Below are 16,329 nucleotides of genomic sequence, written 5' to 3' on the forward strand. Positions count from 1 at the left end.
GAAGCTGCTAGAAGGAGGTATGATGATGGCAAGAGTTTTAGTAGTTGATGATGAGGAAATTTTGCGTATGCTTATTCGCGATACGCTAGAGGATATGGGGTATGAAATTGAAGAAGCAGAGAATGGGCAGGAAGCGTTAGAAAGAGTGACACAAGAGCATTATGATTTAATGATTTTAGATTATATGATGCCACATGTTACAGGCATTGAAGTAATTGAACGCTTACCTGCACAAATAAAGGCTAATCTACCAATATTAATGCTGACTGCTAAATCGCAGGAGGAGGATCGCCAAAAGGTGTTTGAAAAAGGGGTGGATTACTTTATGTCAAAGCCATTTAGTCCAGTGAAGTTAATGGAAGTCGTCGAGGATATTTTAAATGGTCAATGACAAGCTGTTATTTAGGAAAAATATACGTAGTCGTTTTTTTAGAAAGCTGCTTTTGATAGCAAGCCTTTTTTTGCTGCTAATTGCTGTACTTTACTTTTATATGAATGAACGCAATAAAAGTTTAGAAAAAGAACAGAGGCTGCTCGTAGAGAAAACAGTCATCGTAGATTCTTTAACTGAAACGTATAAGGATGCTTTTTTTCAAGCGCGAGGGTATTTTGCCTATAAAAACGAGCAATATTTACAGCAAGCATATGCTGATTTAACGGAAATTGACCAACAACTCCAACAATTTGCAACGATGGAGCTAACGTTTGAAGAGCAAGAGCTTTATCAGGAGCTGATGAATTATTTGCTTATTTATCAAGATGATATATTACCAGAGGCTGTTTCCTATGTAGAAAAAGTGGATTATGAGTCTTTACGAACGCTCTCGAATGACCGAATGAATGTTGTTGTTGCTAGAGTAATTAATCTCACCAACGAATATAAAGAAAAAACAGATAAGGAATTAGATGACCTATTTGAAAAAAATATTGGCTATGGGCAAAGTTCTGCAGCTTTATCACTTCTTGTTAGCGTTTTAATTGTGCTACTCATAAGCTTTATTGTGAGAAGGCTGCTCGATAATTTAATTCGACCAATTGAGCAGCTAACGATTGCAACAAATGCGTTTGCTCTTGGACAATCCTTCGATACGAAAGATTTGGAGAAAATGGACGATGAATTAGGTATTTTAGCAAATGCCTTCGTCAATATGACTTTATCCATTCAGGATAAGGAAGAAGAGCTAACGACACAAAATGAAGAATTATTAATGCAGCAGGATGAGTTGCAGGGAAATCAATTGCAGCTACAGCATTCGTTAAATCAGCTTGAAAAATATAATCAGCTTAATCATGCATTAACATTTACGTTAGATAAGCAGCAACTGATTAACAATTTGCATGATTATCTAAATGATATTTATCAATTTGATACGAGCATTTTAACTTGGCTTGAGGGCGATGTTCATGCAATGAAGGGGCTTAGCATTGAGTTTGCTACTAATCTAATGCAGCATTTAGACAGCAATAAGCTTATGCGCCTTGAGCAGGAAGGTTTCTTTGTTATAAAGCGGGAAGTAGCAGCGGGAGAGCGCGGTATAGCACAGGAGCCATATTATGTCTATGACTTATATTCATCCATTTTAAATGCACAAGGCAAGCTTGTCGCAATATTAATGGCGACACGAGAAGGACATGCTTTTTTAGCGGAGGAACAAAGTGGACTAAATGGTTTGTTAAAGCGTGTATCGATTGCCTTTGACCGCATATTAATGTATGAGGAAGTAGAGCGCTCAAGACAATTAAATAAAAATATTATCGAAACGATTAATGAAGGCTTGCAGCTCGTTTCAAGCGCAGGTGATATCGTGTTAATTAACCGTGCCTTTGCACAAATGACGCAAATGCAATCAGCACTAAATACGCAGTTAACTGCCAAAAAGGTGTGGCTAAGCCACTTTGAATCATTTAGCAAAGAGCCAGATGATTTGCGTGCGTTTTTTGAAAAGGCAATTGAGGAAAGCTTCAAGCATACACGCAAACTACGTTACTCTATTTCAACAGAACAGGAAACATTCATCGAAGTATATGCTACATGCTTATTTGAAGGTGCTGAAAAACTAGGGACAATTTTTGTTCATCGTGATATTACGCGTGAATACGAGATTGATAAAATGAAATCTGAGCTTGTCAGCACAGTGAGTCATGAATTGCGTACACCACTTTCGAGTGTGCTTGGCTTTACAGAGCTACTGCTAACAAAAACATTAAAGCCTGAGCGTCAACAAAAATATGTAGAAACCATTCATAAAGAGGCTCAGCGTTTAACAAATTTAATTAATGACTTCCTTGATTTGCAACGGATGGAATCTGGTAGACAGCAATACATGATGAAGCCCTTGCAAGTAAATGAGATTGTTATGGATGTCATTAATCGTTTTCGCCACGAAAAAAAACATCATATCCAATTAATTGATAAAGCACGTGCTATTATGGTGAAGGCAGATGAAGAACGGCTAATTCAAGTATTTGTAAATATTATTAGCAATGCCATTAAGTTTTCACCGAATGGTGGCAATGTAATGATTACACTCGAAAATAAAGGACAAATGCTGCAAGTGGGTGTACAAGATGAAGGAATTGGCATTGCAAAAGAAGATGTTTCACAGTTATTCCAAAAGTTTAAACGGATTGATAATAGTGCTAGACGTAAAATTGGAGGAACTGGGCTTGGCCTAGCAATTTGTCGTGAAATCATTTTGATGCATAACGGTGATATTTGGATTGAATCCGAGGAAGGGCAAGGTACGATAGTTTACTTTACACTACCTCTAGAAAACGAGCATGAGAGCATGATAGATGAGCAATCCCATTTATTGCTATCACAAGGTGCAAATGTCATGCTTGTTGAGGACGATTCTAGCTTAGCTTTACTATTATCTGAGGAATTAAAAAGTAAAGGCTTTACTGTTATTTACCATAATGACCCGCAAAAGGCATATACAGAAGCGTTAAGCACACCATTCATCGGTATCATTGTTGATTTAATGTTAAGTGATGATATGAGTGGATGGGAATTAATTCAGCAATTAAAGGAAACAGAGCAAACAAGCAAAATACCAATTGTTATTTCTTCCGCACTAGATGAAGCGCAGGAATTAGTAGCGAAATATAAGGTGGAAAAATATTTAACAAAGCCTTATCCACCAGAGGAAATATCAAAAGCGCTTGTACCGTTTTTAATATCTCATGAAAATAGGGGAGGCATCCTCTTCCCAAAGCAAGATTAAAAATGAATTTTAGCGCTATCGGGAAATGTAGGCATTCGCATATTTTCCCGATAGCCGCTTTTTGATTAAGCAATGCGATGACAAGACCATACCATACCTGCAGAGTTGACACCTCCTAAATTTAAACCAATTGTTAAACCACTTGCCTCATAATATAAATCAATTGTATCGCCTGCATTTAACAATAAATCCCCAGCGAGTGTGACTGTACCGTTTCCTAAAATAGCACGCAATGTTAGTAAAGTGACTGACACGTTTAACAATGGAAACAATCCACTAATTACATTGCTAGAACCATTTCGACGAAGATAAAATGCAGGGTTGATGCCACTACCTAAAGATAAACTAATCGTTGCAGTTGTCGAATAATTAAGCGTAGCAGCAAAGGCATATTTTCCAGTTGTAGGCACTGTAAAGACGCCTGATGTCGCATTAAAGCCTGCTGTTGTGTAATAAGGAGCGGAAACTGTCCAGTTTGTAATAACAGTTGAGCCAGTTGTTATTAATGAGGGTTTAAAGGCTGAGAATCCCTCGGTAAAAGCAGGCCCAGTGGCTCCAGTAGCGCCAATTTCTCCGGTAGGCCCAGTGGCTCCAGTAGCGCCAGCTTCCCCAGTAGGTCCAGTGGCTCCAGTAGCACCAGCTTCTCCGGTAGGCCCAGTGGCTCCAGTAGCGCCAGTTTCTCCGGTAGGTCCAGTAGGTCCAGTAGCACCAGCTTCTCCGGTAGGCCCAGTGGCTCCAGTAGCGCCAGTTTCCCCGGTAGGTCCGGTAGCTCCGGTGACCCCTTTGCAACCTAAGGGACGGTTGCAATTACAATTTTTTGAAGCGCATTTTTTACAATTTTGTATTTCCATCAATTTTCCTCCTTTCTAGCATATTTCAATTTCTTTCAGCAAATTTTTTTACGACGAGTAAGCGCAGGAGCACATGTTTTTATACTGATAGCAAGGTGATAGGTGTAGAAATCATTCTCTCTATAGGCGATAAAATGAATACAGAGAGAAGCTATCTAAAAAACTGTCTTGTTTTGCAAATACTATGCAATTTTAGTTTTCGTTACTTCATTTTAATTTGTGAGAAACACGGCTAAACTATTTGTTTCTCACGTTTCCAAAGAAAGCTCTAAGTAAATTTTTTGCTAAAGTATCATTGCCAACGCCCAAAATTCTGGGTACGTATGGCTTTTTGGACACTCTATGTTAACTTATTCTCCTTATTTGATTAATGGACGGACAAAAAACTATATTTCCTAAAAAGTGTTCCATAAACTATAAAAAATGCAGTGAAAACGGGGGGAGGGGCAATGCATGGACATGACCAAAATAGAAAAGGGGCGACCATTTATATTATTAGGTGAAAATGGTCAGCCTTTAACAGTTGTAGGATTTTCACAAAACTGTCCGTTTATTTCGCGTTTTTTTCATTAATTGCTGTCATAGAAAATGGTCAGTGTGCCATACTTGAAATCCTTTTCCCTTGCTGTTGTCAAAAAAAGCTTGTTCGCACTAAACAGAGGATTATTGTCGATTTGAATTGCTTTTATTGTATGCCAGTTTGTTTCCATATTTATGATAGTTACGTATGTAACAGCGCTGTACAAACAAAAATCTGCACAACAATTTCAGGCAATCCAGAAGGAAAGCCTAGTTTTTCATGGATAAATAATATGCATAATTTAGATAATACCGTAACCTTAAATGTTCATACGGAACAACCCCTTGAATTAAAGCTCTATAAGCGAGGAGGAGCTATTACTATTGTTACAATAGATAAAACATGTAAAGCATTCACCTTACACAATATGAAAGCAATAGAAATCAAAGCACAGGCTAATAGCACAATTGAATTAACGATAACAGCAAAGAAGTTACAAGAGATTTACCTTTAGTAGTTCGGTTGACCAATGCTTCATAATCACTGACACATATACTAGCTATGATTTTATCCTGATTCAGCTCTTGAAATTACAAGGTCTCTTTTGGGTCAGGATAAAGCTTTTGGCAAATAGCATAGATTTTGAAGGCGGACTCCGTCAAAAATCTAGCTATCTATATGCCAAGCTTTCATTGCTTAGAAAAGGAGGTGAGAATATGGCGAAATTAGGAAGCTGTTGCGGTAGTAAAACAAGTGTCCATGATTCTGTATGTCAAGACTTAACATTAACTGATGAGACAGCAGTTACAGTATGGGAGAATTCCACGCCTTTCGCGATTAATGGCACAATTTTAGTGGAAAACGCAAGCTCATCAACAGAAGATGTTACACTAACAGTTACAAGTAGCCCTGCAACACCAGCAATTCCCCCAATTACTCCTGGTAATTCTATATCAATAACGGCAAATAATATTGCGGATATTCAATTAGCAGGTACGGCTGCTTCAGTAGCTAATGTGAAAATTTCATATTCTTTAAATTATAATTTCTAAATATTCAAGGCTATTGGGAAAGCAGAGTTATCTCTGTTTTTTTCAATAGCCTAATTAAATTTTCTATTATCGTTCAGGAAAGAGCTGCTGAAAATACTGTTCGTTATGAAGTATTTGAGGATGCGTTGGATAAAAGCTTTTTGCCTGTATATGATGTTCATAAGCGAGCTCATATTGCTGTAAACGATCATACAGTACACAGAGCTGTAAATGGGGGAGCCATGTTGTAAAAATGTGATTGCGGAATGGTGTATGACTAGGCTCCTTTATAGTGAGTGCCTGCTCATACCAATAAATTGCCTGCTGATTTTTATGCTGCTCCATAAAATAAAAACCGAAGCGACAGCAAGCCTCTGGGCGTGGTGAATCAAATGTGAGACTTCTAGTAATTGATTGGATTGCACGTTTTTCGTTTTGTAAAGCGCTGTAGCAATCAGCCATTTTAAAGCAGGCTTGTATACAATCTTCTACCCAGCCCTGCTCTGTTGCTAAAAACTGTTCGTAGAACGATATTGCTTTTTCATATTGCCTGTGGTCTTTAAGCTCATTCGCATAATAATAAAGGTCGCGCGTTGAAAATCCTTCTCCAGCAGTAAGCAATCGCTCATAAATAGCTAGATTGCGCGAAGCATCGCGGCTTAATGGCTGATGCGATATGGCAATATCGCTATGAATGATTGTGCCATCCACTGCTAAATATTCATGTACTGCACCAATCCATTGAAATTGCCGCTGTCTTCTTACAAGCCGATTACGTCTCAGTGAGTAGGTGACATTTCCTTCTGTATCAAAGTTGAGGTGATAATGCATTGAGACAGCATCAACAGTAGGAGAGAGCGTCAATTTTAAATGTTGCAATTTGACCAGCTCTTCATTTGTGATAATGTCGTCCGCATCAAGCCATAAAATATAATCCTTTGTCGCCTGCTGAAAGGAGAAATTTCGCGCTGCTGCAAAATGATGAATCCATTGAAAATCGAAAATTCGAGAAGTATATTTTGCGGCAATGCTTTTTGTTGCGTCTGTGGAGCCTGTATCAATAATGTTAATTTCATCAACAGCTGCTTTAATTGAATCAAGACATCGAGCAAGCACCGCTTCCTCGTTTTTTACAATCATACATAAGCTAATTGTAATGTCGATATGTCCTCCTTTTTGTAAGAAAACCCAAATAAATAATCAAATTTGAGAAAAAATGTTTATTTTTATTTATATGCGGCAACACTAACTGAAAATTCATAGCATCCATAAAGGAGGAGCATTGTTTTGAAATACAAACTAGCAGTAATTAGTTTAGTGTTGTCGTTTTTGTTTAATATAGCAGCAATATCGCCAATGGCGGCTATTCCATTGCCTATAAGCGATCATTTATTTGATGACTACAGCATTCACGCATGGGACGCATTAAATATTGAGGAATTACAGGAAGATGAAACGACCACATACACAGTTGTAGAAGGAGATAATTTATACCGTATAGCATTAAAATACGGCGTCTCACTTAATTCCTTAATGGCATGGAACGGTGTTACAAATACACTAATTTTCCCGGGAGACCAGTTGACGATTTATAATGATGGGGACGAGTCTGCTACTACCTATGAGGAAAAAGTCGTAGCTACAACGCCCGCTACACCACCGAATAATCCAGTACAAAATACAGAAGTATTTGAGCAACAGCAAGGTGACGAAATGGTCGTGACCGCAACTGCATATACAGCTTATTGTAAAGGCTGTTCAGGAACAACAGCTTATGGCATTGATTTACGCGCAAATCCAAATCAAAAAGTAATTGCCGTTGACCCAAGGGTAATTCCGCTTGGAACAAAGGTATGGGTAGAGGGCTATGGAGAGGCAATTGCAGGTGATACAGGAGGCGCGATTAAAGGGCATAAAATTGACGTCTTTATCCCTGAATATGAGAATGCAATGCAATGGGGAGTAAAAAAAGTGAAAATTAAAGTTTTAAATTAAAAGGTTATCTGAAAGCAGTGCGCTAGCATGCTTTCAGATAACCTTTTTGCTATTTGATTGAAATATTTGCTACTTAGAAAAATGCATGGTTTTTTAAAAGGGAAAATGCTGCTTTCTATGTCGTTACTCCCTACGTTTTTACTTTAGTGTCCCTGTACTAACAATAATTGTTTTTACATGAATGTCTACTTCTAATTTATCTAGTATTTCATCTGTCATTTCGCGTGTCCATTTGCCATGTGTATATTTACGGAAATATTCACTTAAACCAATTGGGTCGACTTGTTTTTTATTTATATTTTCTATAAATGCTTTAATATCCTTCTCCAATTGTTGATTAATTGATTTTTCTAAGTCACTGACTTCTTTCCATGAATTTAATTTTTCTATATCTTTAATACTGTATTCACTTAAGGTTGCCTTTACTTCTAAATGAATAGTAAGCTTTGGATAATTTCTATCTTTATTGCTTTCAATTTTGCTTTTGCTTTTAACAAGATTTAGCAATACTTTTGTATCATCATGTATATTAATTAAAAGTGGTGCAAGATTTTTTCTACCTTGTAACGCCTGGATAAAGATTGCTTCATCTGGGGGGATGGTGTCTACCATAACATCATCCTTAAATAATGCGATATTTGCTATTTCAATTCTATCACCAAGTAGCTCAAGATATGGGGCGGAAGCGTCCTTTGTCGTATTTGTCGTACCATAAATAAAATCATGAATATTAGTATTTGGATTAAAGGCTGTATTAAGACTAGGTAGTAGCAAATCGTTTAAATAAAAATTTATATTTGGCTTATCTGAATATTCTGCATAAAGAACGTCCTCTGCGCGGTCTTTTACAACAGCAATTAATGCTTTATTACCCACTTCTGCATCGCGATAAATATGCTCAATTACTGTTTTGACCTGCCCTTTGCGAGCAAACTCTTCACTGACTAAAATAACACGAAGCTGGTTTAAGACAACTTTACGATCAGAAGAAGCTTCGATTTTGACGATACCTTGAGTTACTAAATCGGTTTCAGTAGAAAGTATTTTCGTGTCTTTTTTAGCGTCTGGTGAATATTGCGGAATCGCGACAGTGAGCTTTTTTGTTTTTTCGTCAACATAATCAAATGCCATAATCCCAATCATATCTACTTCTTCAATTGGAATTTTCTTCTCTTGCTCAGAGCACCCAGTGACAAATAACAAAAGGAAAATAAGAAGTAATCTATTTTTCATTGCTGCACCTGCTTTTTTCTGAAAAAATAGATGATGGATAAAAAAATCGGCCAAAGCAGTAATAAATATAATATATAGTTATTAATTGTAAATATTTTTTCCTTCAAGTGCTGTGAAAGAGGTATTATAAGCGCAATGAAGATGGCAATTACTAAAATATATAAATGGATTTGAGATTTCGCAAAAATAAGTGATTTAAAGCCCTCATTTGCTGCCCATAAATATAAAGCGACAGTGGAATAAACTAAGAAAATCCAAAGCGTCATTCCGATAATATCAATGCGCTCAATAAAGGAATATTCCCCAGCCTTAAAAATATTTAAAACAGCAAATTCAATATTGCTTAATTGCCATTCAGAAAAATACATAACGCTCACACCTGTCGTAATCAGCATTAAAACACCAGATATCCAAATACCGATTGTTGCATATTTAAAGGCACTTTTCTGCTGAATAATAAACGGATAGTAAAACAAAATAAGCTCATAACCTAAAAAAGATAAATAGCCGTTTTTAGTCGCCTCGTAAAACTCTTGGAATGTGAAATTAAACAAAGGAAAAAAATGACTAAACTCTCCTTTTTGTATAGCCCATTTTGTGAATAAAACCATCGGAATCGTTATAAAGAATGTCAAAATTGAAAAACGAGCAATGGCAAAAATACCACCTCTAACTAAATAAACAAGCAGTGCCAAAAAACAAATAACAGGTAGAGTAATCGTTTGCTCAGGTAATGCAGTGCTTTGAATTAATAGCATATAGCTACTTATAGAATCTATACAAATAATGGTGAATAATAGAACGAGTAAAAAATTAAAAAATTTACCGATTATTTTCCCTAATAAAATTTCATTTATTTGAAATAAATTGTTAGTTGGAAATTTAGAGTTAAGCAATATCATGGGCCATAAAGTAATGGTAGCAATGATGCTGAATAAAATCGGCATAAATGCTTGGCTATAGCCCATGGAACTTAATTTTTGAGGCAGCTGTAATATCCCTGTTCCAATTAAACAACTTTGTACTAAAAACAGTACATGCACTTTAGTTAATACTTTCTTTTGTGTTGACCTCATATTTTTTTCATCCTCATTTTCGTAAATACATTAGCTTTTTTGGCTTTTGGATATACCCATTCGATGTTTTAAAAAAGCCATTGGAAAGCGAATGACACTGTTCAATAAATCTGTCCATTTACGTGGGATAAAAGGAGCCATATAAGGTTCTCCTAAAGAGCGGATGCGTAATAAATGGATGAAAAGCCAAACAAAAACAAGCATTTGCCCAAATAAGCCGAAGCAACCCGCGGCAATAATAAAGAAATAACGTACTAATCGACTTGTGTTACTCATTATAAAAGTAGGAGGCAAAAAGGATAGTAACGCTGATGTTGCAACGAGTACAATTAAAATATTACTAATTAATCCTGCTTCAACAGCCGCTGTTCCGATAACGATACCACCAACAATACCGATTGTTTGTCCAACTTTCGCAGGCATTCGTGAACCAGCCTCTCGCAGGACTTCTATAATTAATTCGATAAATAATACTTCGAATAATGGTGGAAAGGGTACTTTACTTCTAGATTCCTGCAAGTTTAGCAATAGCTCATATGGCAATAAATCCGGGTGAAAGGTCAATGCTGATATATACGTTGGCGTAATCATTATTGTTAAAAAAAAGCCGAAAAAGCGTAAAGAACGAAGTAATGTAGCAGTTGTCCAACGATTATAATAATCCTCAATGCTCGTAAACATTTCGAAAAATGATGTAGGGCATACGATAACGGTTTGGCTATTGTTTATTAAAAGTGCAATTCGACCGTCTAATAAATAATGTGCAATAGTATCTGGTCGCACGCTCATATAATATTGTGGAAAGGGGGAAAATGGATTATCCTCAATTAGCTGCTTCAGCATAGCGGTATCTAATAGTGATGTTGGATTCACGTGCTGAAGGCGCTTTTTCAGTTTCCTTAGCAACTTTTTGTTAACGATATTATCAATATACATAATGGACACTTGATATTGCTTATTACTGCTAAGATACATACTTTCATTTTTTAATAAATGACTTCGAATACGACGTCGAATAAGTGAAATATTTGTTTCTAATGATTCTGTAAAAGAGTCTTGTGGGCCAATCACAGTCGATTCGATTTCTGTATTTGTAATGGCGCGAATAGGTGCGCTATATGTGTCTAATGCTAAATATTGCTGCGTTTCATGAAAATATAAGATAGTATTGCCCGCATTAATTTTTTGCTCAAGTGCAGCGATTTGCTTAAAGTGTATTGGCTCTGCCGTTTGATAAATTTGATAAATTGAATGCGAGAGCGGCACAAGCACAACTGCTTGTAGCGTCATTTTCTCTACAAGAGAGCTTGAATAAATAATTGTTACAAACCCTTCACTTGTTTGTTTTTTTTGGAAAATTATATCATTTGAATTGTCGGATAGAAGATGTAAGAGCTGTAAAGTATATTGTGCGTTAGGGCTATATTTTGTATTAATTTTCTTGAGCCATTTAGCAGATGAAGTTCGAATTATAATTTTCACAAATATCATTCGCCTTTCCTTCTTGATTATCATAGTTTAGACTGTTTATATGAGTTGTATACGAGAATAAATAGAGAATTTGCCGATGATTTGAAGGCGGTAATGATAGAACGCATACATAAACTAGTTATAAAGGTGTTGATAAGGTAAAAATGGAAAAGGTATTTGTCATAGCAGATATACATGGTCACTATAATCGTTTAGAAAAATTATTGACGTTTTGGCGACCGAAGGAGGAACAACTCATTTTTTTAGGAGATTATATAGACCGAGGAAAAGAAAGTTTAGCTGTTTTGAAGAAAGTGAAGGCATTGACAGAACAAGGAGCTATTGCCTTAACAGGTAATCATGAGCGCTTATTTTTAAAATGGTTGGCAGAACCAGAATGGGCACATTACCTAGGAAATAATATAGGGGGAACGGCTACACTTGCTAGCTTACAGCAACCAGAATGGAATGCAAATACGCCTGAAGAAATAGCAAGTTGTATTATAAAATATTATGCTGAGCTACTGGAGTGGATGGATGCATTGCCATTATTTCACCAATGGGATAAATACTTTTTTGTACATGGTGGCATTGATCCAGAAAAAGAGGATGCAGCACAAACAGAGCCACGTGATTTCATATGGATTCGCGAAAAATTCCATCATACACCACATTTAGCAAAAGAGACCGTTGTATTTGGGCATACACCAACGCCTTATTTGAATAACAGTGGCACAGGGGAGTTGTGGATTTCCCCATGTGGGAAAAAAATAGGTCTTGATGGTGGTGTCATCCTAAAGGATGGTCAACTAAATGGAATTGTCCTGACAAAGGGGACGGACGAAGTTATCATTCATTCTATTTCAGAAAATAGTGTTGTAACAGAAACTAAAACTCTGCCAGCAACATCTTATTAAGTAATTGTTCCAGAAAATCTAAAATAATAATAAGGGAGGATAAATGATGCATCATACATTTTTGTTACAAACAAGATGGGACGGAGGGAGAAATGCAGTTGGCACTTTACAGGCTGAGCGTTTATCTACACAGATTTCGATTCCTCCTGAAATGGATGGACCAGGCATCGGAACAAATCCCGATGAAATGTTGCTAGGGGCAGCAGCTACATGCTATATTATTTCGCTTGCTGCAATGCTTGAAAGAACGGGCATTGAAGCAAATTTAAACATGCAATCAGAGGGCATCGTAGATGTGACAAATGGCGTCTTTACATATAAGCAAATTATTCATAATTTAACGATACAGCTTGCTGACAGCACTGAAAAAAATAAAGTGATGGCAGAACGGTTAGCATTAAAAGCTGAATCTACTTGTATGATTAGTAAAGCAATAAGAGGCAATGTGGAAGTATTGGTACAATTGACTATAGCGTAAGGGGAGAAGAGGATGAACGGTCTACAATTTATCGGACAAGTCGTATTATTTTCCATCGTTATATTTTTTCTTAGTGGACGGTTGATTGGTTCACAGGTTAATTTATTTCGCCGTATATTATCCGTTGTATTAAGCGTTATTTTAACCACATTTGTCTTTTGGTACACTTATGTTCGTGATACGGACTATTTAATGGGTGACGTGATGCAAAACGTCATGAATATTGCTACATTGCTATGGGTTGGTAGCATGCTTCTGCTTTCTATGTTATTTTATTTGCTATTTGAGCTATTTGACCCTATTGCTATTGATGAAAATGGTGCGCGCATGACAGATAGAAAATCCTTCATTATGCGTATTATTCAACAATGGCGAAGACAAAAGCGCCTCCGACAAGTAGTACAAATTGCTGTAACAAACGGCATTACGCGCACTGTCAAGTATGCACGTAACCGAGATAATGATCGTGAGTTAGCGATTGCATTGCGTGACACATTAGAGCAATGTGGCGGCATTTTTATTAAATTCGGACAGGTTTTATCGACACGCAAGGAATTATTTTCACCGGTTTTTATTGATGAGCTTGAAAAGCTACAGCAAAATGTACGCCCCTTAACAGCAGAGCAAGTAAATGAAGTGTTGCAGGCAAATTTAACGCAGCCTGTTGAAGAAGTATTTTCATATTTTAGCGAGGAGCCTCTTGCGGCCGCATCGATTGGACAAGTTCATAAGGCTGTGCTGCGTGCAACAAATGAGCAAGTAGCAGTAAAGCTATTGCGTCCCGATGTGAAAGAAATCATGCGTGATGACTTGAGCATTTTAGTAGAATTTGCACAGTGGGTTTCGAGTAAGTCGGTATGGGCAGAAAATCTAGGATTTCGCGATTTAGCGATTGGTTTTGCTGCTTCACTTATGGAGGAAATTGACTTTCAAATTGAAGCACGTAACACCCAGCAAGTAGCGAATGTACTTCGTGCTAGCGCTGATAAGGTGCATATACCTCGCATTTATACACATTATAGTAATGCTAATATTTTAGTGATGGAGTATATTGATGGTAAGTCGGTAGCAGTCGCTGATGAAGTGTATGAGCAGTTTCAAATAAATCGTCATCAATTTGCTCAAAACTTATTCAACAGCTTTTTGGAGCAGGCATTAATTTCAGGTATTTTTCATGCAGACCCTCATCCAGGCAATATTTATATTGCAAAACGTACAGGGATGATGACGCTGTTAGACTTTGGAGCTGTTGGGCGACTGGCTGCGAAGCAACAGGACGGATTAAAGCAATTTTTAATTGGGATTGCATTAAATGACGCAAGTGTTGTCTATGAAGGGGTTGCGGAATTAGTTGAAAATGCAGCAGAAGTCGATCAAGAAGAGATGGAGCAGGCAATTGGGCAAGTATTGCTAAAAATTTCATATACAGAAACTGTACAAACAGATGAGCTTATTTATTCAATTTTCTCCATTGCACGGGAGTTTGGGCTTCATTTTTATCCATCTGTCAGCACCGCATTACGTGCGCTTGTAACATTGGATGGCACGCTTCATACAATCGACCCGAATTTCGACATTTTCCAAGAAGCAAGGGCATTTTCTAGCCATTATATTCAAGCGGCAATGAAACGTCCATTTAAAGAGCCACTAACGACGAAAAAATACTTGGAGGAAGAGTTAGCGCTCATTTTACCAGCAATTCGAAAAATTCCACGTCGCATGAATCAACTTTTTAAAAAAGTAGAGAGTGGTAAAATTATTTTACATCACGATGTCTTTTCAGATAAGCATAATGCTATGTTTGTAACACAATTATTTTCTCGCTTTGTGTTGTTATTTGTCGGCATTACGTTCGGCTTAATTTCGGTAGCACTATTAGCAATTTCTCAATTTATGCATACTGCTTACGCAATTTATCTAAATACAGTTGCTTATGTCGGCTTATTTTTATGTGCTATTTTACTTGTTCGTTTATCAATTCAAGCGATTCGCGATATGAAGCGTACTTAAAAAACGTATCCATTTTAAAACTTAGAAAAAATGCCCTTTAAAGAATGCTTATATTTTTTCTGAATGATTAATATTTTTGTAAAATGGAAAAGGGTTGTCTGAAAGCAGGTTAGCGCACCGCTTTCAGACAACCCCATTATTTATGCGCGGTCATTATCATCAAATACATCACCACATTCTGGACAGAACTTAGGAACCGCTCCTTCTGGCTGCCAGCCGCATTTATCACATTTGAAGCTTGCAGGCTTTGCCGACCCACATTCCTTACAAAACTTTCCTTCATTTTGTGTACCACATGAACAAACCCAGCCACTTTGAGGTTGAGGCTTCCCACATTCTACACAGAATTTTCCACTATTTGCAGCACCACATGAGCAAGTCCAACCTTGTGCTCCGTTTGCCGTAGACGGCGTTGGCGTTTGCTGTCCCATTTTAAATAAGTCTTGTGCATTCACCCCACCCGCCTGAGCAGCCATATTCATACCTGCAAAGCCAACGAAAGCGCCCGCCTCATTTTGGGCAGCCATTTTCATCGCATCGCTTTGGGCACCAATCATTGTGGCAGCAGCCATGTTTGGATTACGCAATACCGCATTTTTTTGTAAATCCTTAATCATCTTTTCATCTTCTTCAGATGCTTTCACCGTATTTACACCGAACGAGATAATTGAAATACCACGTAAATTACCCCATTTTTCAGATAGCACATCGTTTAAAGCTTGTGATAGCTCCATCGTACGTCCTGGTAAAGAGCTATAACGAATACCCATATCTGAAATTTTAGCAAAGGCAGGCTGCAGAGCTGTTAATAACTCAGAGCGCAGTTGGCTGTCAATTGTTTCGCGACGAAACTCTGTTTGCACATTACCAGAAACATTCGTATAGAACAAAATAGGGTCTACAATTTTGAACGAATATTCACCATTACAGCGAATTGAAATATCGATATCTAGCCCGATATTTGTGTCAATAACACGAAACGGAACGGGGGTCGGAGTTCCATATTTATTGCCTGTAATTTCTTTTGTATTGAAAAAATAAACGCGTTGGTCCTTTGGAGCCTGACCACCAAATGCTACACGTTTTCCAAATGATTTAAAAGATTCAATAATGCTCTCTTTTAAATCGCCGTAAAAGATGCTCGGCTCTGTTGATGTATCGTAAACAAATTCGCCAGCTTCAGCACAAAATTCTACGATTTGTCCTTGGTCGACAATAATCATTGCCTGTCCTTCGTTAATCGCAATTATAGAGCCGTTGCTAATAATATTATCGCTGCCTTTAAAGTTAAAGCCGCGTTTGCCTCGTTTATTTATGCCTTTTGTAATAAGGACATCTGCTGGGATAGACTCGCAGTAAAAGTATTCTCTCCATTGGTCTGCTAAAACTCCCTGTGCTGCACCAATACCTGCTTTTAATAAGCCCATAAAAAAACCCCTCTCTTTTCGTTGTATATGAATAGTATACTTTCTTTTCCGCTAAAAAGATTCATTTTTTGAGAACTTCTTTTCGCAAAATACT

Annotated in this window: 14 protein-coding genes; 8 read left to right on the forward strand and 6 right to left on the reverse strand. The window is 37.3% G+C overall.

What is annotated here, in order from left to right; translation table 11 throughout:
* Positions 1-25: 25 nt before the first annotated feature.
* Complete coding sequence (locus MHH70_RS16865) at positions 26-391, forward strand: response regulator (RefSeq protein ID WP_066166719.1); 366 nt, start codon at positions 26-28, stop codon at positions 389-391.
* Positions 392-443: 52 nt separating this feature from the next.
* The gene (locus tag MHH70_RS16870; protein WP_342472058.1) at positions 444-3,227 is read left to right on the forward strand and encodes an ATP-binding protein; all 2,784 of its coding nucleotides are present in this window, start codon (positions 444-446) and stop codon (positions 3,225-3,227) included.
* A 65-nt stretch (positions 3,228-3,292) separates the two neighbouring features.
* On the opposite strand, the gene MHH70_RS16875 is transcribed toward MHH70_RS16870, so the two are convergent.
* Complete coding sequence (locus MHH70_RS16875) at positions 3,293-4,078, reverse strand: hypothetical protein (protein ID WP_342472059.1); 786 nt, start codon at positions 4,076-4,078, stop codon at positions 3,293-3,295.
* A gap of 692 nt (positions 4,079-4,770) precedes the next feature.
* On the opposite strand from MHH70_RS16875, the gene MHH70_RS16880 reads away from it, so the two are divergent.
* Together MHH70_RS16880 and MHH70_RS16885 are read left to right on the forward strand one after the other, a co-directional pair.
* Complete coding sequence (locus MHH70_RS16880; RefSeq protein ID WP_342473226.1) at positions 4,771-5,112, forward strand: S-Ena type endospore appendage; 342 nt, start codon at positions 4,771-4,773, stop codon at positions 5,110-5,112.
* Positions 5,113-5,314: 202 nt separating this feature from the next.
* Positions 5,315-5,650, forward strand: a complete 336-nt coding sequence (locus MHH70_RS16885) for an S-Ena type endospore appendage (protein ID WP_342472060.1) — start codon at positions 5,315-5,317, stop codon at positions 5,648-5,650.
* 66 nt (positions 5,651-5,716) lie between these two features.
* On the opposite strand, the gene MHH70_RS16890 is transcribed toward MHH70_RS16885, so the two are convergent.
* Positions 5,717-6,769, reverse strand: a complete 1,053-nt coding sequence (locus MHH70_RS16890; protein ID WP_342472061.1) for a glycosyltransferase family 2 protein — start codon at positions 6,767-6,769, stop codon at positions 5,717-5,719.
* A gap of 147 nt (positions 6,770-6,916) precedes the next feature.
* On the opposite strand from MHH70_RS16890, the gene MHH70_RS16895 reads away from it, so the two are divergent.
* Positions 6,917-7,624 carry a 3D domain-containing protein gene (locus tag MHH70_RS16895; RefSeq protein ID WP_342472062.1) on the forward strand — a complete coding sequence of 236 codons (708 nt, stop codon included), beginning with the start codon at positions 6,917-6,919 and terminating at the stop codon, positions 7,622-7,624.
* Between the two features lie 138 nt (positions 7,625-7,762).
* On the opposite strand, the gene MHH70_RS16900 is transcribed toward MHH70_RS16895, so the two are convergent.
* Genes MHH70_RS16900 through MHH70_RS16910 form a run of 3 tightly spaced genes read right to left on the reverse strand, consistent with a single transcriptional unit; the run spans position 7,763 to position 11,424 of the window.
* Positions 7,763-8,857: a Ger(x)C family spore germination protein gene (locus MHH70_RS16900; protein WP_342472063.1), complete on the reverse strand. Its 1,095-nt coding sequence runs from the start codon at positions 8,855-8,857 to the stop codon at positions 7,763-7,765.
* Positions 8,854-9,933, reverse strand: a complete 1,080-nt coding sequence (locus MHH70_RS16905) for a GerAB/ArcD/ProY family transporter (protein WP_342472064.1) — start codon at positions 9,931-9,933, stop codon at positions 8,854-8,856. Before MHH70_RS16905 ends, MHH70_RS16900 begins: the two co-directional genes overlap by 4 nt.
* Before the next feature lie 30 nt (positions 9,934-9,963).
* Entirely contained in the window at positions 9,964-11,424 is a 1,461-nt protein-coding gene (locus MHH70_RS16910; protein ID WP_107943165.1) for a spore germination protein, read from the reverse strand.
* Between the two features lie 143 nt (positions 11,425-11,567).
* On the opposite strand from MHH70_RS16910, the gene MHH70_RS16915 reads away from it, so the two are divergent.
* Genes MHH70_RS16915 through MHH70_RS16925 form a run of 3 tightly spaced genes read left to right on the forward strand, consistent with a single transcriptional unit; the run spans position 11,568 to position 14,808 of the window.
* A complete protein-coding gene (locus MHH70_RS16915) occupies positions 11,568-12,320 on the forward strand; it encodes a metallophosphoesterase family protein (RefSeq protein WP_342472065.1) in 753 nt (250 codons plus the stop codon).
* A gap of 43 nt (positions 12,321-12,363) precedes the next feature.
* Positions 12,364-12,798: an OsmC family protein gene (locus MHH70_RS16920; protein ID WP_107943164.1), complete on the forward strand. Its 435-nt coding sequence runs from the start codon at positions 12,364-12,366 to the stop codon at positions 12,796-12,798.
* Positions 12,799-12,810: 12 nt separating this feature from the next.
* Complete coding sequence (locus MHH70_RS16925; protein WP_342472066.1) at positions 12,811-14,808, forward strand: AarF/UbiB family protein; 1,998 nt, start codon at positions 12,811-12,813, stop codon at positions 14,806-14,808.
* A 140-nt stretch (positions 14,809-14,948) separates the two neighbouring features.
* On the opposite strand, the gene MHH70_RS16930 is transcribed toward MHH70_RS16925, so the two are convergent.
* The gene (locus MHH70_RS16930; RefSeq protein ID WP_066166680.1) at positions 14,949-16,235 is read right to left on the reverse strand and encodes an SPFH domain-containing protein; all 1,287 of its coding nucleotides are present in this window, start codon (positions 16,233-16,235) and stop codon (positions 14,949-14,951) included.
* Positions 16,236-16,329: the final 94 nt, after the last annotated feature.

This window comes from Metasolibacillus sp. FSL H7-0170 (assembly GCF_038593115.1).
GTDB classification, from domain to species: domain Bacteria; phylum Bacillota; class Bacilli; order Bacillales_A; family Planococcaceae; genus Metasolibacillus; species Metasolibacillus fluoroglycofenilyticus.